Annotated in this window: 22 protein-coding genes and 1 pseudogene; 16 read left to right on the forward strand and 7 right to left on the reverse strand. The window is 39.1% G+C overall.

Going from position 1 to position 22,069, the window contains the following annotated elements; translation table 11 throughout:
• Nucleotides 1-20 precede the first annotated feature (20 nt).
• From PESP_RS18060 to PESP_RS18075, 4 genes are all read left to right on the forward strand, one after another.
• Nucleotides 21-374 carry a metalloregulator ArsR/SmtB family transcription factor gene (locus PESP_RS18060; protein WP_089349413.1) on the forward strand — a complete coding sequence of 118 codons (354 nt, stop codon included), beginning with the start codon at nt 21-23 and terminating at the stop codon, nt 372-374.
• Nucleotides 375-412: 38 nt separating this feature from the next.
• On the forward strand, nt 413-1,423 hold the full coding sequence (locus PESP_RS18065) for an ArsJ-associated glyceraldehyde-3-phosphate dehydrogenase (RefSeq protein ID WP_058404758.1): 1,011 nt from the start codon (nt 413-415) through the stop codon (nt 1,421-1,423).
• Between the two features lie 29 nt (nt 1,424-1,452).
• Nucleotides 1,453-2,670 carry an organoarsenical effux MFS transporter ArsJ gene (arsJ, locus tag PESP_RS18070; protein ID WP_089349414.1) on the forward strand — a complete coding sequence of 406 codons (1,218 nt, stop codon included), beginning with the start codon at nt 1,453-1,455 and terminating at the stop codon, nt 2,668-2,670.
• Between the two features lie 99 nt (nt 2,671-2,769).
• Nucleotides 2,770-4,890, forward strand: coding sequence for a methyl-accepting chemotaxis protein (locus PESP_RS18075; protein WP_089349415.1), 2,121 nt, complete (start codon nt 2,770-2,772; stop codon nt 4,888-4,890).
• 88 nt (nt 4,891-4,978) lie between these two features.
• On the opposite strand, the gene PESP_RS18080 is transcribed toward PESP_RS18075, so the two are convergent.
• Nucleotides 4,979-5,566, reverse strand: a complete 588-nt coding sequence (locus PESP_RS18080; protein ID WP_058547860.1) for a TetR/AcrR family transcriptional regulator — start codon at nt 5,564-5,566, stop codon at nt 4,979-4,981.
• Nucleotides 5,567-5,698: 132 nt separating this feature from the next.
• On the opposite strand from PESP_RS18080, the gene PESP_RS18085 reads away from it, so the two are divergent.
• A complete protein-coding gene (locus PESP_RS18085; protein WP_089349416.1) occupies nt 5,699-6,241 on the forward strand; it encodes a carboxymuconolactone decarboxylase family protein in 543 nt (180 codons plus the stop codon).
• Nucleotides 6,242-6,301: 60 nt separating this feature from the next.
• Here PESP_RS18085 and PESP_RS18090 read toward each other — a convergent pair whose 3' ends face one another.
• A complete protein-coding gene (locus PESP_RS18090) occupies nt 6,302-6,832 on the reverse strand; it encodes a hypothetical protein (protein ID WP_089349417.1) in 531 nt (176 codons plus the stop codon).
• A 53-nt stretch (nt 6,833-6,885) separates the two neighbouring features.
• Between PESP_RS18090 and PESP_RS18095 the strand changes: the two genes are divergently transcribed.
• Entirely contained in the window at nt 6,886-7,269 is a 384-nt protein-coding gene (locus PESP_RS18095; protein WP_089349418.1) for a DUF1294 domain-containing protein, read from the forward strand.
• Nucleotides 7,270-7,293: 24 nt separating this feature from the next.
• A complete protein-coding gene (locus tag PESP_RS18100; protein WP_245852302.1) occupies nt 7,294-7,800 on the forward strand; it encodes a DUF6795 domain-containing protein in 507 nt (168 codons plus the stop codon).
• Nucleotides 7,801-7,862: 62 nt separating this feature from the next.
• On the opposite strand, the gene PESP_RS18105 is transcribed toward PESP_RS18100, so the two are convergent.
• From PESP_RS18105 to soxR, 4 genes are all read right to left on the reverse strand, one after another.
• A complete protein-coding gene (locus PESP_RS18105) occupies nt 7,863-8,948 on the reverse strand; it encodes a rhomboid family intramembrane serine protease (RefSeq protein ID WP_089349419.1) in 1,086 nt (361 codons plus the stop codon).
• Nucleotides 8,938-9,582, reverse strand: coding sequence for a hypothetical protein (locus tag PESP_RS18110; protein WP_089349420.1), 645 nt, complete (start codon nt 9,580-9,582; stop codon nt 8,938-8,940). Before PESP_RS18110 ends, PESP_RS18105 begins: the two co-directional genes overlap by 11 nt.
• A gap of 179 nt (nt 9,583-9,761) precedes the next feature.
• Nucleotides 9,762-10,067 (reverse strand): DUF1330 domain-containing protein, encoded by a 306-nt coding sequence (locus tag PESP_RS18115; RefSeq protein ID WP_089349421.1) that lies wholly within the window; start codon nt 10,065-10,067, stop codon nt 9,762-9,764.
• Nucleotides 10,068-10,217: 150 nt separating this feature from the next.
• Nucleotides 10,218-10,700 (reverse strand): redox-sensitive transcriptional activator SoxR, encoded by a 483-nt coding sequence (soxR, locus tag PESP_RS18120; protein ID WP_089349422.1) that lies wholly within the window; start codon nt 10,698-10,700, stop codon nt 10,218-10,220.
• Between the two features lie 77 nt (nt 10,701-10,777).
• Between soxR and PESP_RS18125 the strand changes: the two genes are divergently transcribed.
• The 5 genes from PESP_RS18125 (at nt 10,778) to PESP_RS18145 (ending at nt 14,711) form a co-directional block, all read left to right on the forward strand.
• Nucleotides 10,778-11,251, forward strand: coding sequence for a flavodoxin family protein (locus PESP_RS18125; protein ID WP_089349423.1), 474 nt, complete (start codon nt 10,778-10,780; stop codon nt 11,249-11,251).
• A gap of 64 nt (nt 11,252-11,315) precedes the next feature.
• Nucleotides 11,316-11,828: a DsrE family protein gene (locus PESP_RS18130; protein ID WP_089349424.1), complete on the forward strand. Its 513-nt coding sequence runs from the start codon at nt 11,316-11,318 to the stop codon at nt 11,826-11,828.
• Nucleotides 11,828-12,451: a GDSL-type esterase/lipase family protein gene (locus PESP_RS18135; protein ID WP_089349425.1), complete on the forward strand. Its 624-nt coding sequence runs from the start codon at nt 11,828-11,830 to the stop codon at nt 12,449-12,451. Before PESP_RS18130 ends, PESP_RS18135 begins: the two co-directional genes overlap by 1 nt.
• A gap of 128 nt (nt 12,452-12,579) precedes the next feature.
• The gene (locus PESP_RS18140; RefSeq protein ID WP_089349426.1) at nt 12,580-14,130 is read left to right on the forward strand and encodes an EAL domain-containing protein; all 1,551 of its coding nucleotides are present in this window, start codon (nt 12,580-12,582) and stop codon (nt 14,128-14,130) included.
• A gap of 59 nt (nt 14,131-14,189) precedes the next feature.
• A complete protein-coding gene (locus tag PESP_RS18145) occupies nt 14,190-14,711 on the forward strand; it encodes a hypothetical protein (RefSeq protein WP_089349427.1) in 522 nt (173 codons plus the stop codon).
• 33 nt (nt 14,712-14,744) lie between these two features.
• Here the strand turns inward: PESP_RS18145 and PESP_RS18150 are convergent.
• Nucleotides 14,745-16,994: pseudogene (locus PESP_RS18150) on the reverse strand (TonB-dependent receptor).
• Between the two features lie 246 nt (nt 16,995-17,240).
• On the opposite strand from PESP_RS18150, the gene PESP_RS18155 reads away from it, so the two are divergent.
• The 4 genes from PESP_RS18155 to PESP_RS18170 all read left to right on the forward strand — a co-directional run bounded on the left by PESP_RS18155 (nt 17,241) and on the right by PESP_RS18170 (nt 22,060).
• Nucleotides 17,241-18,281, forward strand: coding sequence for a LacI family DNA-binding transcriptional regulator (locus PESP_RS18155; protein WP_281255091.1), 1,041 nt, complete (start codon nt 17,241-17,243; stop codon nt 18,279-18,281).
• 159 nt (nt 18,282-18,440) lie between these two features.
• Nucleotides 18,441-19,679 carry an MFS transporter gene (locus tag PESP_RS18160; protein ID WP_089349429.1) on the forward strand — a complete coding sequence of 413 codons (1,239 nt, stop codon included), beginning with the start codon at nt 18,441-18,443 and terminating at the stop codon, nt 19,677-19,679.
• A gap of 15 nt (nt 19,680-19,694) precedes the next feature.
• Nucleotides 19,695-21,197 carry a trehalase family glycosidase gene (locus tag PESP_RS18165; RefSeq protein ID WP_089349430.1) on the forward strand — a complete coding sequence of 501 codons (1,503 nt, stop codon included), beginning with the start codon at nt 19,695-19,697 and terminating at the stop codon, nt 21,195-21,197.
• A gap of 173 nt (nt 21,198-21,370) precedes the next feature.
• Entirely contained in the window at nt 21,371-22,060 is a 690-nt protein-coding gene (locus PESP_RS18170) for a LuxR C-terminal-related transcriptional regulator (protein ID WP_089349431.1), read from the forward strand.
• Nucleotides 22,061-22,069: the final 9 nt, after the last annotated feature.

The following is a 22,069-nucleotide window of genomic DNA, read 5'->3' on the forward strand; positions in this document are numbered from 1 at the left end:
ACTAACTAAACGAGGATGCTATGGAACAACTCAACCCACTTCAATTTTACAAATGCTTAGCCGACGATACGCGCTTAAAAGCCATGTTATTAATTAGCCATGAGCAAGAGCTATGTGTGTGTGAGCTTGTTGCTGCGCTTGAGCTTAGCCAGCCTAAAGTGTCGCGCCACTTAGCACAGCTTAGGCAATGTGGCTTATTGAGCGACCGTAAGCAAAATCAATGGGTGTACTACAGCATTAATAAAGCCCTGCCACAGTGGGCTCTTAGTGTATTAACACAAACCAAAGATGAAAATTCTGCGTTTTATAACGACGATTTAAATCGACTCAATGCAATGGGTAATCGCCCAGAGCGTGCAGCAAGCTGCTGTTAATTAAGTAAATTGATATAACTTTACTAAAGGTATTTATTATGACAATTAAAGTAGGTATTAACGGCTTTGGCCGTATGGGACGTTTAACACTGCGCGCGGCATTAGAGTGGCCAGAAGTAGAATTTATTAAAGTAAACGATGTTGCAGGCGATGCTAAAACACATGCCCATTTATTAGAGTTTGACTCAGTGCACGGGCGTTTAGCGCACAGCGTTACAGCAAACGAGAATAGCTTTAGTGTGGGTAAACACACTATTGCCGTTACCAATAACAAAACCATTAACGACACCGATTGGTCTGATTGCGATGTAGTAATAGAAGCCAGCGGTAAAATGAAAACCACTGAGCTGTTAAATCAATATTTAGCACAAGGTGTTAAGCGCGTTGTAGTAACCGCACCAGTAAAAGAAGACGGCATTTTAAATGTGGTTATGGGTGTTAACGATAATTTATATAACCCAGATGAGCACAAAATTGTTACAGCGGCTTCGTGTACTACTAACTGTTTAGCGCCAATTGTAAAAGTACTACAAGAAAAAGTAGGCATTAAGCACGGCTCAATGACCACTATTCACGATATTACCAATACCCAAACTATTATTGATGCGCCACATAAAGACTTACGTCGTGCCCGTTCGTGCGGTACTAGTTTAATACCCACCACAACAGGTAGCGCAACAGCCATTACGCATATATTCCCTGAGCTAAAAGGCAAGTTAAATGGCCATGCCGTGCGCGTACCTTTAACTAACGCATCAATTACCGACTGTGTATTTGAGCTTGAGCGTGGTGTAACTGCAACTGAGGTGAATGAATGGTTTGCTCAAGCGTCTAAAAACGAGCTTGCAGGTGTATTAGGTTACGAAGAAAAACCGCTGGTATCGATTGATTACAAAACCGATCCGCGTAGTAGCATTATTGATGCACTATCTACCATGGTTATTAATAATACCCAGCTTAAATTATACGCTTGGTACGATAACGAATGGGGCTACGCTAATCGTACCGCCGAGCTTATGCTTAAAGTTGCTAAAAGCGACTTGGTTTAACCATTTATAAGGTTTAAAGGGCTTTAACCATGTTTGAGCAACTTGCTAATTTACCTACAGCAATAAAACAGTATTTAATTATTACCGGTAATTACTGGGCATTTACCTTAACCGATGGCGCACTGCGTATGCTGGTGGTGCTGCATTTTCATCAGTTAGGGTATGGTGCGTTGGCTATTGCCATGCTGTTTTTGTTTTACGAAATTTTTGGTGTGATCACCAATTTAGTGGGCGGTTGGCTTGGGGCTCATTTAGGCCTTAATAAAACCATGAACTTTGGCTTGGCGCTGCAAATAATGGCGCTTGCCATGTTATGCGCGCCAAGTGAATGGCTTACAGTGGCTTATGTTATGGCGGCGCAAGCGCTTAGCGGTATAGCAAAAGACTTAAATAAAATGAGTGCCAAAAGCGCCATTAAACACTTAGTGCCCGAGGGAGAAAGCGGCCAAGGCCAGCTGTACAAATGGGTGGCTATTTTAACGGGCTCTAAAAATGCGTTAAAAGGGGTCGGCTTCTTTTTAGGCGGGTTACTACTTACGGTACTGGGGTTTGTAGGGGCTTTAAAAGCACTTATTATACTACTTACTATTGCGTGGATGATTAGCGTTGTATTTTTAAAAGGCGACATGGGTAAAGCTAAAAATAAGCCCAAGTTTAAAGAGCTATTTTCTAAATCTCGTGCAATAAATTTATTAAGTGCAGCACGATTATGTTTGTTTGCCGCGCGTGATGTGTGGTTTGTAGTGGCTTTACCTATTTATTTAGCCCAGCAGTTTAACTGGAACTTTTGGTGGGTGAGTGGCTTTATGGCACTTTGGGTGATTGGTTATGGCGGCGTGCAATCGCAAGCGCCACGTATTACTGGCACCAGTAATTCAAACGTTGATACTGTTAAACATGCGTATTTATGGGTGTTGCTATTAAGTGGTGTAACTGCACTTTTAGCACTACTTATGCAATTTGATGTTGCTGTGCATGCCACCTTGATTATAGGTTTACTTATATTTGGCGGTGTATTTGCAGTTAACTCATCAGTACATAGTTATTTAATTGTCAGCTTTGCTAAAAGCGATGGTGTATCGCTTGATGTTGGCTTTTATTATATGGCCAATGCCATGGGACGTTTACTGGGTACCGTGCTTTCGGGGTGGGTGTTTCAGGTTTATAGTTTTGTAGCGTGTTTATGGGTGAGCGTTGCGCTACTGATTGGTGCCACAATTACCACGGCAATTTTGGCCAAGCGTTAGGCTTGATTGTGCAAAATACCTAAATTATTTTATGTTATTAATGGCTTCACTCAGTTTATATATTAAACTGTAGGCGTATTTTAATAAAAGGTAATATAAGTGCGAGAAATCACGTTAGCAAAAAAGTTATTATGGATAACAGTAGGTAGTACATTTTTAACAGTATTAGTACTTTCTGGGGTTTTATGGTGGCAGATGTCATTAAACAGCGAGGCGCTCGCTAAAGAGTCTGAGGAGTACATTGTGGCTGAGGTTGAGCAAAAGCTTAACGCCAATGCTGCAGCCTACGGCGAAAAAATAGCTGGTTTTATTAACGAAGCTTACCGAGTTCCAAACTCTTTAGCTGCATTACTTGGTGATGCGGCTAAAACGCAAACCTTAGACCGTGATACCGTAGTGAGTATTAACCGCTCTATTTTAGAAAAAAACCAGTTTTTATCTTCTATTTATTCGCAGTTTGAAGCGAACGCCTTTGACGGACAAGACGCCCAATTTAAACAAGGTTTTAAACACTCTGTTAATGGCGATGGCACGTTAGAGGTGTATATAACGCGCGATCAAAACGGCAACATTGAGCAACAAAAAGTAGCTAACGCTGCCGATAAATACCTAACCTCTTTAAACGAGTTTGGTATTCGCGAAGCGCATTGGTACTTGTGTGCAAAAGACACGCTAAAGCCGTGTATTATGGAACCGTACTTATACGAGATCCCATCTGGCGACTCTGTCATGCTAACATCATTAACCGTGCCAATTATTAAATCTGGCCGCTTTATTGGTTTAGCTGGCGCTGATTTAACGCTACCTACCTTTCAGGGCTTAACCGAAAAACTCTCGAGCGAGCTATACAACGGCCAAGCTAAAGTAACTCTGCTTAGTGACATTGGTTTAATTGTAGGTAGCAGCCATTATAAATCTAAATTAGGCCGCCCGTTTAAAGAAGCGGTTAGCAGCAATACTTACCGTGAGCTGGTTAAATTTAAAGGTCAACATGGCTTGTTTAAAACACCTAGCGAGTACCTAGTTAATTACCCTATAAATATTAAGCTTGCTAATACACAGTGGAGCCTGCTTATTGAAGTGCCAAGCAATTTAGCACTTGAAGGGCCTAATGCTCTAGCTAAAAACATGAGTGACTCGGCTAATCAGCTTGGTTTAGTTATTTTAATAACGGGCGCCGTTATTGCTGTTATTGCCTTTATTATTATGAAAATAGTAGTAGGCTCTGTGGTTGCCCCACTTGAGCAAATTCAACAGCGTGTAGATAACCTTGCCAGCTCTGAGGGCGACTTAACACACACTCTCCACGTTGATACGCATGCAGAACTTATAGCCCTTGCTGGTGGATTTAATGCCTTTTTAACTAAATTACGTGGCTTAATTGCAGAGCTAAAAGATGTTTCATCGCAAACTAAGCATCAAGGCGAAATAGCGCAGCATATTGCTATTGATACTAAGCATAACGTGCAATCGCAATTTCAAGAAATTGAAAGCGTGGTAACCGCCATGAACGAAATGAGCGCTACTGCACTTGAAGTTGCAAGAGCCTCTGAGCAATCAGCACAACAAGCGGATGAAATAAATGGTTTAGTGGTAAGTAGTGAGTCGAGCTTGTCATCGGCTATGAGCCAAGTTAAAACCATGTCTGAAGAAATAAAAGAAGCTAACCAAGCCGTTGAAAAAGTGGCGTCGCGTAGTAAAGACATTACACAAATTTTAGATGTAATCAGAACTATTTCAGAGCAAACAAACTTACTTGCACTGAATGCAGCCATTGAAGCAGCACGTGCTGGCGAGCATGGCCGAGGTTTTGCGGTTGTTGCCGATGAAGTACGCGCACTTGCTTCTAAAACCCGTTCATCTACCGATGATATTAGCCAGCTTATTGATAGCTTATTGTTAGAAGTAGGTAATGCATCTACCGTGATTGAAAAAGGCGTAGTACGGGCTGAAAGCGCAGTAGACGAAACCTCAGTTGCTTTTGATGCACTGCATAGCGTGGTAGTAAAAGTAGACGAAATTACTAATCAAATTACGCACATTGCCACCGCAGCTGAAGAGCAAAGCTTAGTAACCGAAGAGATAAACCGTAACCTAACGCTTATCTCTGATGCGGCATCGCAGCTTGCTGATTTATCTACCCAAGCGGGCGATAGCAGCGAAGCGCTTAATGCATTGGTAGCGCAGCAAGATAGCGAGCTTAATAAGCTTAAAACGTAAAAAAGTAAGATATAAAAAAGCGGCTAATTCAGTGTGAATTAGCCGCTTTTTTTTGTTGAGACTTTTTAGTTGTGAGTAATGCGAAAAGTTATAGTTTTTTGATCAAGGCAAACATTTGGTTGATCATCGGCTGTGCTAATTGCTCAACCCCTGGGCGGTTAAAATAGCCACGCAGCCCAGTAAATTGAACCTGAAAAAACTGCGCATATTCAAGTGCCGTAAGGTTACTGCTCAGCTCATTATTTTTAATAGCTTGCGCAAACAAGGTGGTTAGGTAGGCTTCAAACTTTGCCGATAAGTCTAAACTCAGCTCATATAAAGAGGCATCTTTTTCTGCAAATTCACTGTTTGCTTTTACCAACATACAAATAGCACTTGGGCTACAGTCTTTGGTTTTAATTATTACGTTTTCTACAAACGCACGCAAACCACCTATAACAGTGTCAGAGCTTGCTAAAAAGCCATCAATTTGGCTTTTCATTTGAACGGTGTAGTCTTTTAAAGACTCACTATATAAGCCTTCTTTAGAGCCAAACGCCGCATAAATACTGCCTGGGCGCATATTAATTGCTTCTTGTAAATCACGGGTTGAGGTAGCTGTAAACCCCTTTTCCCAAAACAATTGGCTTGCAACGCGAATTACATTCTCGCGTTCAAATTTAACTTTGTTAGCCATTTTAATCTCGACTATTTTGAACGTATGCTCAATTTTAACTTGAACAGTCGCTCAAAATCAAATAGTATGTGTCTCGAAGTTACTTAACCAGACATCAGGTTACTAAAACACATTAATTTATTGGAGCAGAACATGGCAGAATTTACGTTATATACTCAAGACAACGCACCTGAAGAATCAAAATCGCTTATGGCTGATTCAGTAGCAGCATTTGGCATGGTGCCTAACCTTCACGCAGTAATGGCAGAAGCGCCTACGCTACTTAAAGGCTACCAAGTACTGCACGACTTATTTCAAAAAACATCGTTTAACGCAGAAGAGCTAACAGTTGTATGGCAGTCAATTAACGTTGAACACGAGTGTCATTACTGTGTACCAGCGCACAGCGCAATTGCCGCTTCAATGAAAGTTGACCAAGGTATTGTTGATGCACTAGTAAACAAAACACCACTTGTCGACGCAAAACTTGAAACACTACGTGAAACAACGCTTGCAATGACACGCGATCGCGGCGTAATTAGCGATGAGCAAATTGAGAAGTTTTTTGCAGCAGGTTATGGTAAACAGCAACTACTAGAAATTATTGTTGGCTTATCGCAAAAAGTAATGAGCAATTACACAAACCACCTTGCAGATACACCAGTTGACGAACCATTTAAAAAGTTTGCTAAATAATAGCGATTTTATAAATAACAAAGGCAGCCTAGGCTGCCTTTTTGTGTTTTAAATGCAAAATTATTTAAATTTAACGGTTTTTGTACTGCGAGTATAAATACGCTGCTCGGGCTTAGTCCATTCACCCTTTTTTAAATATGAGGTTGAGACTACAAATTTATCGTCTTTTAATTCACTCATCGACTTAACCTTAGTAATCCCATCTTGACTGCCTGTCACGTCTTCATAGGCTACAAATTGAGTCGGGCTGAGCACTTTCATGGTGCCTTTTGTGTAAAACCCTGCGGTAGTGAAATAGTAAAACACCAATGACTCTTTTTTACTGTCGTAAAAAATCATCGATTCACCACCATATTCGCCTTCATTAATAGAGTGCTTGGTATGTATAGCTTTACCATTTAATGCGCGCTCCCATCGGCCAACATCTTGTACTGGTTTGGCACCTTCAGGCACTTTAAAGTCGGCCTGCCAAGTGCCTAAATAAGGCTTAAATACGGCAAGTTCTTTATCAAGGTTGGTTGGGGCATCGGATGCATAGCTGCTAATTGTGTATAAGCATAATACTAAGAATAGGGCTTTAAAATATGTCATAATTTGGCTCTTATTATTTTGGTTTAACAGCTTTTAGTATAGGCGAACATTAATTGATAAAGAAAACATTAATCACCTTCTCATTGCTTTTTTTAGCCGTAATTTGGCTTGCGTATCTATCTCAGTACTTGCCTATTTACATACCTATTTATGTACCCGCTTATATAAGTTCACTGAGCCTAATCACTTTTATAATGTACGCCTGGGATAAGCGACAAGCTAAACAATCAACGCATAAAAAAGTTAACCGCACCCCAGAGCGCACGCTGCAACTACTTGCATTATTTGGGGGATGGCCCGGTGCATTGCTTGCTCAACAATTACTTCGTCATAAATCGCAAAAGCGACGCTTTATTATTGTATTGTGGTTATGTATTTTAGTTAATGTGGGATGCAGTATTGTCGCTATTTATTTTCCACATTTATTGTTAGGTTAAAGTATAAATAGAAAAAGGACTTTTATGATTAATTCAAAGCTATCAGGTGTAACTTTAACACTTATTTTATTTTTACTATTTCCAATTCAAGGATGTGCAGATATGTTTGGCTTTTTTAATAAACAAGATGTAACGCTATCACTGCAAATAAAAGGCCGATTACTTAAAAATGGTGAGCCGCTGGCAAGTGTTAAAATTACCCGAGAGCTTATTTATGGGGATACCTACATAGATGAAGTAGTAAGCGATAGCAATGGGGATTTTTATTTTGAAAATAAAACCATACGTAGTTCAAACCCCTCTAACATGTTTTTTAATAGCTCGTTACTACAGAGTATTTATATTGGTAACAAACAAGATGAAGATTCAATTTTGTGGTACGCCACAATACAGTTTACGCAGGAGCAAGCACTGCTGTCTGATATATTAAATAACTTTGAATGCGAACTTGGTGAAGAGGCTATAACGTACGATATACCGATAAAAAACTCTGGCCAATTTTATAGTGTTTATACGCGTTGTAAGTTATAGAAATTAGTGAGAAGTTTGATAAAGCCACTAATATTCCTCTATTAGTGGCATTAATATGACTATTAACGTTTTAACTGTGCTTCTTTTTGGTTTAGTAAACGAATTATAGGGTTTTGTTCTAATATTTTACTTTTCAAAATATAACCAATAATTAGTCCCGCTATAAAGCCACCAATATGCGCGCCATAATCAATGCCATCAGGGCCTGTTACTGCACCAAAAATGTTAAATCCTAACCAAATAGCAAAAAACCATACAGCTGAAAGTTTCTTTTGATAAATTACAAACATAAAAGTAAGGCTTGCGTGTCTAAACCACATTAAATACATGCCAAATAAGCCAGCAATTGCGCCACTTGCCCCTACACCTGGGATTTCTGACATAGGGCTTACAATGAAGCTAGTAAACGAGGCAAGTAACCCGCACACTAAATACCATAACAGAAAGCGTTTATGGCCTAAAACATCTTCTAAGTTATCACCAACGATGTATAAAAAGTACATATTGCCGACTAAATGCATTATAGAACCATGTAAAAATACGCAAGTTAATACAGTCCACAGCTCATTACCTTTGCTTAAATCAGCAGGTGTCATAGCAAAGTTATCAATAACATAGCTGAATGAACTTGGGTTTAAAAAGTAAAGTGCAAAAATCAATGTATTTAAAACAATAAGGCTACGAGTAACCCAAGGGGTTTTCTGTGGTTTGATATTATATTCTACAGGCATTTGTGTTAAAAACTGGAACAAGTAGGTTTTCCAACTTACTTTTTGATTTAGCTCACCTAAACTCGCTTTTATTTCAGGGCTTTTTTCAACACTTTCAAGTTCATCTTTATCAATCCATGTGCCATCACAATGTCTACAAACGTCAATTTCGGTATGAAAAGCTTCTAGAAGATGAAATCGCTCTAAACTCTTACTGCAATCGGGGCAATCAAGTTCAGAAACTCCTAAGGACTCACCAAAGTGAGTTTCAAATTTTTCGCCTTCAGGCCCTTCATTTATTTCTGAAATCATACGGTTAACTTCGTTTTTTTCAAACCATAAACCGCCACACTCACGGCAAATATCTATTTCTTCACCTTGATAATTGGTTGCTTCTAATGGGTGGTCTTTACAATGAGGGCAGTTCTTAGTTGGCATTTGTTAACTCCTTTAATGAACCGACTGAAATATCGTTTTGTTTTAGCTCTTTTTTTAATTGTTCGGCACTATTTTTTAATTGGGGAAGGGTCGTGGATTGTAGTTGCTCCGCAATTTTTTTGAGCTCGCTTGCTGCATGTTTAGCAGAGGTTTTTCTGCTGACTGCTGCGTTGATTAAAAACTCTGAACGAGAGTAGAAACGGCGTATTTGGGTCAATAGTTCACTGGGCGTTTCAAGTGTTGTGGGCGAATATTGCATGGTTTGCCAAATGTATTTTTCAAGCGTTGGCTTAAAGTATTCCATCTCTGATTTTGGAGGGCTTTTAGCTAATCGCTCTGCATATTCGCTAACACTATTTACGTTATCGGTTACTTCATCAAATAGGGATGTGCGTAAGTAATAGTTATCTTCCATTTTACTGAAATTATCGAACTTAAGCGCTTGTTCTAAACCGCTTTGAGCAGCTAAATACACACCAAACACAGTAGAAATAACCATAAAAAATTGATTTAGCCAAAAGCCAGTGCTTTTTAGTTCTTTATGATCTACAGTTTTTAGTGCTTGCGCGAGTTTTTGGGTTGCTGCTGGGTTTTTAGTATTATTATGTTGTGGAGAGGGTATTGTGGGTTCCAATTCTATATCCTTATAATTGCTTCCTTTTTAGGCGTTTAGAGTACCTATATTAGATATAGCTTGCAACCCGATATTAATTTAAAGTGATTTACATCCTCAGCTATTTTCATACATTGAGCATATAAATTCGTTATTTATAAATTACCGATGTGTATGGCAAATCATAGTCTATTAAGCTGCTAAAGCGCATTTATATCAAACTCATCACATAACACAGCAGTGCCGTTGGTAGCCTCATGGCGCAAGTGCACAATTTTTTGGTAAGCGTCTGAGTTATACCACCCTAAAGCTTGCTCGCGGGTTTTAAATTTGAGCACGACAGTGCGGTCGTTCTTTGTATCGCCTTCAATTACATCTATGTTTTGATCTACCACTAAAATTTTCATATCAAAGCCGTTAAAGGTTTCAATTGATTGCGGTAAATACTGGTTATTAAGCTTGTTTGAATCGGTTACTTTGTGATTAAAAATAAAATATGCGCTCATGGTTCTTCCTCATTTAGCAGTTAAAGAAAATAAAAAATAGCGCTAGTTTTAGCGCCTTGTTTAATGCATGAGGTAAGTATATTGGTATATATAAAATTGATAATACCAGTATGAGGGTAATTAGTTTTTACTTTAAATATATAATTAAAGTCATTTTTGCAAAATATTTTCAGCTTCAGAATTTAAAAATACGGCACCGTTTTGCGTTTCGCCTAAATAGTCGTCTTTATTATAAATAGGGCAGCTTTTAAGTGATAAACAGCCACATCCTATACAGCTATCTACCTTGTCGCGCAGGCGTTGCATATGGGCTATGCGTTCATCAAGCTGTGCTTGCCAGCGTTTTGAAAGTGCCGACCAATCTTGTTTTGTAGGTGTGCGGTTATCAGGGAGGGTGGCAAGGGTGGTTTTAATTTCATCAAGGGTTATGCCCATTGCTTGCGCAGCTTTTATAACGGCTACTCGGCGTAGCACATCTTTTTTATAGCGGCGTTGATTGCCGCTGTTTCGCCAACTTTTAATTAAATGTTTTGTTTCGTAAAAGTGCAGGGTTGATACTTTTACGCCGCTACGCTTGGCTACATAACCAACAGTTAGGTTGGCCTCTGTTAATTTTGTTTGATCTATTGGCATTATTTTAAATTTCCGTTTGACCTCAATATAACTTGAGGTTTTAAGCTTCTTTCAACATTAAAAAAGGAGCTAACTAAATGCAACAAAAAAATGAGCGTAGTACTGTTATTATTTATTCAAGCGCACGTAAAAATGGTAATACACAGGCGCACGTTAACGGATTTGCAGAGCAAAATAATGTGCGGGTAATATGCTTAGATGATTATAAAATAGCGCCATACTGCTACAGTAAAAACTATAAAAACGATGATTTTTACGCAGTATTTGAAGCACTTTTAAAGTATGACCACTGGGTTTTTGCCTCACCCGTTTATTGGTACAGCACCACAGTACAAATGAAATTATTTATTGATAGAATAACCGATTACATGGACGATGAAGTATTAAAGCCAAAGTTACGAATGCTGCGTAGTAAGCATTTTTCTGTGCTTTCTAATGCGTCATCAACCCAAGCGCCGGCATGTTTTATAGAGCAGTTTAAAAATACGTTTAGCTATTTAGGCATGCAGTTTATTAACCACAGCCATAAAAGTACCCAAAAGGTTGCTTAAATTGCAGCCTTTTTTGGTTGTCTCTGGTAGTTTAGTAACCATATTAAAAACACAGGATTGTTTTATGAAATATTTACTATGGTTAGTGCTACTTTTTAGCCCTTTAATAAATGCAGCTGAGCAACCAATTAAAGGATTTGGTAATTATTATGATGTACCAGAGTACGATAAAATTAATAGCTCTACGGTTTTTAAAATAGCATTTGATGTTGCCGATGGCGCTAAAAAAGGCGAGCAAAATAATTCAATAAATTCGCTTGCGCGTTTTATTAATATGCATGTAGCATACGGTGTAAAGCCTGAAAACATTCAACTTGCATTAGTTGTGCACGGCAGCGCAAGTGTTGATGTGTTAGCTAATAGCGAATATAAAAAGCGCTTTAGTGCAGGCAACAAAAACCAAGCCTTAATTAAGCAGCTACTTGCTAATAACACTAAAGTGTATGTGTGCGGGCAATCGGCTACTCACTTTAAAGTAACACCAGAGCATTTAATTGATGGCGTAAAAATGTCGCTTTCAGCAATGACCGCTCATGCGCAACTTCAACAACAGGGCTATACGCTCAATCCATTTTAATGACGCAATTAATTAAAAATGTACTGTGCTTTGGGGACTCAAACACGTGGGGCCTTAACTGCGAAACAGGTAAACGTTTTGATGAGCATACGCGATGGACATCACTTTTAAACCAGCAACTTGGCTCTGAATACAAGGTAATTGAGGCGGGGCAACCAAATCGTACTTTGGTGAAAAACCCGCCGTTTTCAGGTGCGCTCAACGGCATTAGCTATTTAAAACCCTATTTAGCGCAGCATGTGGTAAGTACTATTGTTATAGCACTTGGCACTAACGATTTAAAAAAGCGTTTTGACTTATCGCCTGTAAAAATTGCAAGCGGCTTAGCAAGCCTTATTACCTCTATCAAACACTTTTATGCCGATGCCGAGTTACCCAATATAGTGTTATTCGGCCCTTTATTTATAAGCCCTCAGCCTCCGTTAAGGGATATTTATTTAAACTGTGAAGACAAATTAGCACCGCTGAATATTTCCTTTAAACACGTAGCCAATGAGCACACGCTTACGTATGTTGATTTATCGCCCCTTACAACATTACTCGCAAGTGATGGCATTCATTTAAGTAGCCAAGGACATAAACGGCTAAGTGAAATTGTTACAGCTGTAATTTATTCGTTGTAATATACAAATAAATCAATGAATTAAAATTACTTTTTGGTTAAATAATTCACCTGGCGGCATTGCTTTTATGCTTAGATATGCAATTATTATTGCACCTCAAATAAACACAACCACGCAATAAAGGTGTTATGAAACAATATCAACAAAGGTCATTAGTTGCAGTACTAACCGGAGTCGTGGTTTTTGTTATGTGTACAAGCACATTGTTGTACTTTGCAGCGCAAAAGCTAGGTAGGCAATTAGCACGTGACTCTAATTATATTGTTCAGCACATAGATGCAGCAGCAGCCGAACGCAGACAAATTTTAATGCGTTTAAATAATTTAAAGTCTAATCAATGCAACAGTAATACACTTATTGAAATGCGCCGTGCTTTATTTGACGCACAATACGTAATAGATATTGGCTTTTTTACAGACGATCAGTTGGTGTGCACTACGGGCGCCGGTAAATTAGCGCGCACAATAACCGATAACCCGCCTGACTATATCCGCACAGATACACAAACTAATACGCCTGTGCGTGTAAGGTACGAACCTCAGTTGTACTTACTTTTATTTACCAGCCGCGCAATGGAGGTAATAATAGTAAGGCAAGGCAATTATAATTTAATTATAGATACCCGTGCGTTTAACGATAAAGTGATTGAATCTACCCAATGGCAAGTGATTTATAAAAGCACAGACAAAATGTTCCATTTAGCTGGGAAAAATGGCACGTATGAGCAGGTAAAAAACAGCGCATTTTTACCTTATGAGTCAATTATAAAGTGCAGCACAAATAACCCAGGGTACTGCACTGCAGCAAAACTACCTTGGAGCCAATTTTTTGCTGATAATCAATTTTTGTTAATTATTTCGCTTATTTTAATTTCGTTAGCAGGCGTATCGAGTGGCTTACTAGTTGATTACAGCCTAGCAGCACGGCGCTCAACCATAACGCGCGTTCGCAAAGGCCTTAAAAAAGGCTCATTCTATTGGACATACCAACCTATTATTTGTTTGCGTACAGGCAAGGTTGTAGGCTGCGAAGCGCTGGCTCGTTTTGAAGATAAGTATGGGGTGTTATTTCCGGATCAATTTATTCCCATTATCAGAAAAGCAAATTTAACTTGGCGCTTTACCCAAGTAATGATTGATAAGGTAATAAAAGAATTATCAACGCTTGAAGTACTGCCTAGCAAATTTAAAATTTCGATTAATATTTTTCCGTGTGACGTAGAAACCGGCAATGTCGCTCTTTTAAAAGATATTCCAGTATTAACTGATTCGCGGTTTATTATTTGCCTAGAAATAACCGAAGACGAATATTTAGATTCAACCGTTGCGCATGCGCATTTTAAAGCACTTGTAGAGGCCGGATTTAATTTATCTATTGATGATTTTGGTACAGGTTATTCAAATTTAAAAAACCTGCAAAATTTAAGTTTTCATCAACTTAAAATTGATCGCACGTTCGTACAAGATATAACCACAGAGGGCTTAAAAGCGTCTATGATCCCCAATATTATGGAATTAGTGCGTAAATTTAACTATACCTGTGTGGCAGAAGGCATAGAAACTAACGAGCAAGAAGCAATATTAAAATTAGCGGGTGTTCATTACGGGCAAGGCTGGAAATACGCTAAACCTATGGCACTTTACGATTTTAAAACGTATTTAATATCGCAAAAATTTTAGATTTTAGTAGTACAAGTACACCACCCTAAATACAGTTTATACAATTAGTAGGTTATAAAATGATTAAAGTATTACTCAGCGCCTTGGCTTTTATAATGCTTAGTGCGTGTTCTGCTCAATATCCAAATCAACAAGTGGCTGGTAAACAGTTTCCAACGATTAGCGGCCAAAGCTTAGAGGAAAAAAACGTTGCCATACCGAGTGATTTTAAAGCCGATAAAACACTCTTATTAATTGGCTACAAGCAAGATAGCCAGTTTGATATAGACCGCTGGTTAATTGGTTTAGATATGGCGGGTGTTACCTTGCCAACTTACGAACTGCCGACCATTGCAGGCATGGCTCCGCGTATGTTTAGCACCTTTATTGACAGCGGTATGCGCAAAGGTATTCCAAAAGAGCTGTGGGGCGGGGTTATTACCATTTATGAAGATGGAGAGGCAGTACAAAAGTTTACGGGCAATCAAAACCCAAATAATTCTCGTGTAATCTTAATTAATAAAACGGGTAAAATTTTACATTTTTACGACCGTGGTTTTTCGGTTGACGCGCTTAATAAACTTAAAGAAAAAATAAAATAAAGGGAGCTAAGCTCCCTTTATTATTACGTGTATTTAAAATTCGTAACTTACACTAAAGCGCGTAGTACGAGGCATAATATAGCGACCGTTTGGCGCGTCGGCATTACGTGGGTCACCCTCGGTAATACCTTGCTCATCAGTTAAGTTATCAATAGCTACTTGAAGCTTTATACCTTCCATTGGCTCTAAAATTAAGCCTAAGTCTACTTTTTCATAGCCATCAAGAGTCACTGTGTTTTCGTTGTTACCAAAACGGTCATCAACTGCCGAAAGTGTACCGTATAACGTGGCGTACATACCTTGTAGCTCAAAGTCGTAGCTTGGCGTTACACGCACTTGCCATTTAGGCTGGCGCTGCGATGTATTACCTTCATTTGTAGGGCTTTGCGTAATTTCGGTTTCTTGTAGTGTGGTATTTAAATTAACCGAAAAACCCGACTGATGATTAAAGTTATAATCAAGCTCAACACCATATGCTTCATTTGTTAAAATTTAAGCAGGTACGCCAGGGCGGCGTACAAATGTATCGCCCTTTACTTCATTCACAAAAAGTGTGGCGTAAAAGTCGGTAGAGTCTGAAATAAGTTTGTAGCCAAATTCACCTTGAGTTACTTCTTTGATTAGCTTTTCGCCGCCTTCATAAGCGCTAAAATTATCTCTAAAGTCGTCAAAGTAAGGCATTTTATAGCCTCGGTTAACACGGGCAAATACGCCCATATCGTCGTTAATAGAGTAATTAATACCGGTTGTCCACGAGGTTTTACTTTCATCGTAGTTAACAGCCTTTGTGATTATACCGTCTAGGCCTTCATCAACACTGTATTCTACTTCATGGTTTTCGTGGCGAATGCCTGCATCTAAGGTAAAGTCGTCGGCAAATTTATATTGAGTTGTTATATAAAATGCGTTGGTGCGTGCATCACCTGTTGAGCTTATATCGTAGTTAAAATCGCAGCCGTCGGTGCTTTGATTACACTCAATACCAGTTAACGACTCGCCGCCTGCTTCTAATACGTGGTAAGTCGTATTACCTAAACTCCACCAATCGTTTGCCGATGTGCTTGCTGTGTAGTAACCAAACGTGGCTGATAAGTCATCAAATTGCTTTGAAAACGCTAAATCGTTAGTAAATGAGCTAATTTCTTTAAGTACAACCCAGCGTCCAAGCTGTTGTATAGGGGTGTCGCTTGCGTATTCTGTATTGGTTACTGCGCCAAACGCAGTTTGGCCGTTATCTGCAACGTCCCCAACTGTGGTAGCTGAGCCGCTAGGTACAAGGCCAAACGTATTCGCATCGCCTTTGGTTATGTTAAAGCGATCTGAAAATTGCCAACCATTATCAAACTCTAATTTAATGCTACCGCCCGAAACATGCCCATCCCAGCCTCGGCCATCACCTAGGTCTATATCATGTGCTTGTGCATCTGGGCCTGTGAATATTGTTGCTTGGCGGTTTAATGTGCCAAGTTGTGTGTACCCTGCATCTATCCCTTCTATATTTAATGGGGTAGGTAGGTACCATGCACCGTGGTCATCTGTTTGGCGAGTGTAAAAGTTAAGCTCACCGTTATCTAAATCTTTAGTTATATTAATTGTAAATTGGCTGCCTTTTTCAGAGGTAAAGCCTGCATCACGAATACCGGGTGAGCTTTTAACATATCCACCCACCATAAAGTATAAATCGTCAGTGATCTCGCCGCTCATAACCGCATCTACACGCTGTAAGTCGTAATCTGATGTGGTGTATTTAAATAAGCCTTCGGTATCTTCGCTGCCTCTTTTCAAGCGAAAATTTGTTGTTAAACCAGGTTGCCCGTTAGATAAAACAGGGTTTGGACCACCGCGTAAGGCTTCCATTGTCTCTATTGTTTCATCAATTCTAAACAACGATGAATTTTCTAAAAAAGATAATGTAGGGGCAGGGTAAACAGGCGAACCTTCAATGCTTAACGTTAAAAACGGGGCGTCACCGCCACCAGGAAAACCACGTACAAATACATTTGCGCCCGACTCACCACCCGAGCTTTCTACCCATACACCCGGCACGGCTTTAAAAAGGTCAGCGGTGCTTTTTGGCGACAGTTTAATAATTTGCTGGCTATCAATATTTGTTACAGCGTAGCCGGCATCAATTTTTCTGATACCAACTCCAGTGGGCGTGCCTGAAACAACAATGCGCTCAACCTTTGTTTCTTGTGCTTGCTCTTGGGCAAACGCAGCGTGTGAGCTTAGGGCTAAAGTTATGGCACACGCGAGTGTGCTTTTTGCTTTATTGAATTTCATGTGTGATCCCGTTTTTAGTGTGTTAAACAGTGTGTTTTTACAGCGCCATTAGTAAAAGTTAATGTAAACAGGCTGTATATGGTGAAACCTTAGAGATAAATGCAAACGTTTGCAATATTTATTTGTAAATTATTTATGAATTTAATTTGTTGGATTATTAAGCGTAATAGCGAATGAATTGATTTTTTGTAGCTGGAACGCGCCAGTAAAAATTAATAATGCTATATTGTCAGCTAGTTACAATTTATATTAGCGAACTCAAAGCGGCTCAAGGTTTTCATGAACAATAAAAAAATTAAATTAGCTGATTTAGCGAAATTAGCAGGCGTATCTACCTCTACCGTTTCGCGCGCATTAAATGACAACCCATTGATAAAAAAAGAAACACGCGACAAACTGCAGCAGCTCGCAAAAAAGCACAACTTTAGCTTAAACACGGCGGCCAGTCGCTTGCGCACCCAAAAAACAAATGTAGTTGCTGTTATTATTAACCTTGATGAGCAAACAGAGCAGTCAATTAGTGATCCGTTTTTATTAAAAGTAGTTAGCGAAATTAACCTTGCACTAAATCAACAAGGGCTAGAGCTTTTATTATCAAACTCCATAATGGCGCAACACGATTGGGCTAATTACTTTATTAACGGGCGCAGAGCCGACGGAATCATTGTTGTTGGGCAAGGTAAAGACCAGCGCAATATAGAGGCTGCCGCTAAAGCTGGCATTCCACTAGTGGTTTGGGGCGATCCTAAAACACCTAGCAGCTATCCCATAGTCGGCAGTGATAATTACCTTGGAGGCATGCAAGCAACGGCGCATTTAATAGAGCATGGTGCTAAAAATATTGTGTTTTTAGGCGACCCTGAACACGGCGAAATTAGCGAAAGACACCGCGGCTACGCTGCTGCGCTTTCAACACATAAACTAGAGCAACACGTTGTTTCAATTGATATTACAAGTGGTTCGGCTTATCAAGCAGTAAACCATTTACTGCGTGAAAAAGGCCTGTATTTTGATGCTATTGTTGCATGTAGTGATATGGTTGCACTCGGGGCAATGAAAGCCTTAAAAGAGCGTTATGTGAGTATTCCAAACGATGTTGCTCTTGTTGGATTTGACGATATTGCAATGGCAGATATAAGCCACCCATCACTTTCTACAATTAAACAAAACACCCAGTTAGCTGCCTCTTTGATAGTTAAAAAGTTAATGCAACAATTTTTAGGCGAAAAAGTAGAATCTCAAGTTATTGATATAGAATTAATAACTCGTCAGTCTAGCAAGCGCTAATTTATAGCTATGTGTATTAATTGTTAAAGTTAAAATGCAAACGATTGCAATGAATTTTATTCTACACTACACTCAAGCTTCACTGACACACACACGCTAATACCCTAAGGGCATTAGCTTATAAAGTTACAATGCATTGCGTTGTAAGTAGGGCAAGCTATGAGTAAAACAAAAATCACACTGGCAATTGCTGCAAGCTATTTTATTTTTGCAATATTATTAAATAGCGTAGGTACCGTTATTTTGCAGGCAATAAATACGCTAGGCGTTAGTAAAACAGAAGCATCGGTACTGGAAGGGTTTAAAGATTTATCGATTGCGATAATGTCTTTTGCTGTTGCATCGTTTATTCCTAGGCTAGGTTATAAACTCGCTATGCTTGGCGCATTAACTGTGGTGGCAGCGGCCTGTGTAAGCACCGCAATGATTAGCGACTTTTATATGTTTAAAGTGCTATTTGCGGCTATTGGCTGTGGTTTTGCTGTAGTAAAAGTCTCTGTTTATTCAATTATTGGCCAAGTAACAGACGATGCAAATAGCCATTCGTCATTATTAAACACCATAGAAGGTATTTTTATGGTGGGTGTATTAAGCGGCTATTGGATTTTTACGGCATTTATAAATCCAGGCGAGCCTAGTGCATGGCTAAATGTATATTATGGGCTTGCTGCACTTACTTTAGTTGTGATTGTAAGTGTTATAGCTGCGCCTATTAAGCCTGCGCTTCAAAGCGATAAAAGCAGTTCGAGCTTAAGTGACTTTGTGGCCATGTTAAAGCTAACTTACCAACCACTTGTTGTTATTTTTATTATAAGTGCTTTTTTATATGTACTTATAGAGCAAGGCGTTGGAACGTGGTTACCAACCTTTAATAATCAAGTATTACAGTTACCTGTAGCTATAAGCATTCAGTTAGCTAGCATATTTGCCGCCGCTCTCGCGCTGGGTCGATTAGTTGCAGGGCAGGTGCTTAAACACATTAATTGGTTTTTTGTTTTATGTGGCTGCCTTGTTGCGATGGCATCACTGATTATTATTACGTTGCCGCTTACTGAAAACTTACCAACAACTAAGGTTAAAAGCTTATTTGACGCTCCGTTAGCGGCATTTATTTTGCCTCTTATTGGCTTTTTTATGGCACCTATTTACCCAGTATTAAATTCTGTGATGTTAAATGCGCTACCAAAATACCAGCATGCGGCCATGACTGGTTTAATCGTTGTATTTTCTGCATTGGGTGGCACAACGGGTTCGATGATCACAGGCTATGTGTTTGAGCATTTTAGCGGACAACATGCATTTTACCTTTCTTTAATACCCATTAGTTTAATTTTTATTAGCGTGATTATTTTTAAAAAACGCACCCATGCCATTTCTCAACATACAGCTAATGCTTAATTTTTTAGGATTGTTATGAATTTTTTTGATAGCCAATTATTTAAAGATGTACAAACACAGCATATTTTTAGTGACTGTAAAACATTTGCAGATGCTACAGCACGTACCAATTGGCAAAGTGCGTGTAAAAGCTACGAGCAAGTAGCACCACTTAGCAACATTGATCTTAAAGAGTTTGTAAACGCTCACTTTTTAACAACCCCGCTATTAAAAATGAGTACTGAGGTAGATACTTCAAGTGTAAAAAGTTACATCAACTCGCTGTGGGGTGGTTTACGCCGCGAGGCAGACACGCCTAAAGCCGATTCATTATTAGCACTTAAGCACAGCTATATTGTACCAGGTGGGCGTTTTCAGGAAATATACTATTGGGATAGTTACTTTACAGCGCTTGGCTTAATTGACGCTAATAAAGCCGACATTGTTGAAGATATGCTGCAAAACTTTATTGATTTAATAAACGATTTTGGGTGCATTCCAAATGGTAACCGTCGCTACTATTTATCTCGCTCCCAGCCGCCAATTTTAGCGCTTATGGTGCAATTATTATGGCAACATGTGCACAGCAAATCGAATAACTTAGCCTGGCTTAAAAGCTGTGTTACCGCGCTTGAAAAAGAGTATGCGTTTTGGATGCAAGGTGCTGATAATTTAAATACTGAGCAAACAGCCATTAAGCGTGTAGTAAAGCTCAATTGTGGTGGCGTTTTAAATCGTTACTGGGACGATGAGGCTGCTCCTAGGGCCGAGTCGCTTAGAGAAGATTTAGAGTTAGCCCATGATTTTGCAGATCATGAAAAGCCTGATTTTTATCGCAATATTCGTGCAGCGTGCGAATCAGGGTGGGATTTTAGCTCTCGCTGGTTAGCCAAGCCGCTTTCGCTAAGTTCCATACAAACAACAGATATAGTGCCCATTGACTTAAATTGCTTAATGTACAACTTAGAAAATCAGCTTAGTGAGTTTTACACTTTATTAGGTAATAACTCGCAAGCTGAGGTATTTAATACCTATGCCGCTAATAGAAAGCAGCTTATACATACGTACTTATGGAGCGATGAGCACCACTTTTTTGTTGATTACAATCACAGTAAAGCGAGTCAGTCTGATGTATTGAGCGCTGCAGCAAGTACAGCCCTGTTTGTAAATGTAGCTTGTGATAAACAAGCTAAGCAGGTTGCTAAACTTATTGAGCAAGACTTTTTAAAAGAAGGCGGTGTAGTGACCACTATTACAGATACGCCACAGCAATGGGATAGCCCTAATGGTTGGGCTCCGCTTCAATGGTTTAGCGTAAAAGGGCTTAATAACTACGGTTTTAGCAACCTTAGTAAGCGTATAATGCAAAATTGGTTAACTATGGTCGAGCAAGACTTTGCTCAAAATAAGTGCTTACTAGAAAAGTATAATGTGTGTGAGCCACAGCTAAAAGCAGGTGGCGGTGAGTATGCAGTACAGCAAGGTTTTGGCTGGACAAACGGCGTAACTTCGCGCTTTTATACGCTCTGTGAAGACTGAACGAGCTGCTACTCATACAGACTTTAGCGAAATATTATTTATAAGATTCTATCCGACAATAAATTTTTCTAAATAGTATGAGTATATTTAGCGGCAACTTTTATACAAAAAATCGCATTGTAAATTGTATATAATTTAGCTAACGTATCATAAACATTTCAAGGATGAGATTTATGTCACTGCAGCAGGCTATTTTTGTAAAGACCACATTCCAGTCATCTTTTCACACTGAAAGCTACACAGCTATTTTAAAAACTATCCAGGCGCTTTTTGGCAATATCAAAATGGACGATACTTTGCCTAAAGCTGAGCAACGCGGTCATTATGATTTGTTTTTAATTGATGGTGCTAATAATAATTGGCACGATTTAATTCCAGCAGATCTAATATGCTTGGCTAAGCAATACAGCATTGTTGTTTTTAATGTAGATAAAGAAAGTGTCTGCGAAAAAAACTTATTACTAAATCATATAAATGGTGTGTTTTATAAATCAGACGAACTTGAAGATATTTTTAAAGGATTAGTAAGGGTAAGTGCCGGAGAACTTTGGTTTACTCGTAAGGTCATTTCTCAAGCATTTAACGATATACTGGCTGTTGCAGCTTCATTTAATAACTTAAGCGATACTATAGAGCTTAAGCAAGATGATTACGCGCATTTAACGAAGCGAGAAAAGTCGGTTATTCATTTAATTGCGCAAGGTGCGAGTAATAACGCCATTGCTGATAAGCTAAATATTAGCGATCACACTGTAAAAACTCACTTGTACAGTGCGTTTAAAAAAACCAACTCTCGTAACCGTGTAGAATTAGCTAATTGGGCCCAGCGCTACATCTCCGTTTTACTACCGTTAGTTAAATAAATTAGCACT

The organism is Pseudoalteromonas espejiana DSM 9414, assembly GCF_002221525.1.
Classification (GTDB): Bacteria; Pseudomonadota; Gammaproteobacteria; order Enterobacterales; family Alteromonadaceae; genus Pseudoalteromonas; species Pseudoalteromonas espejiana.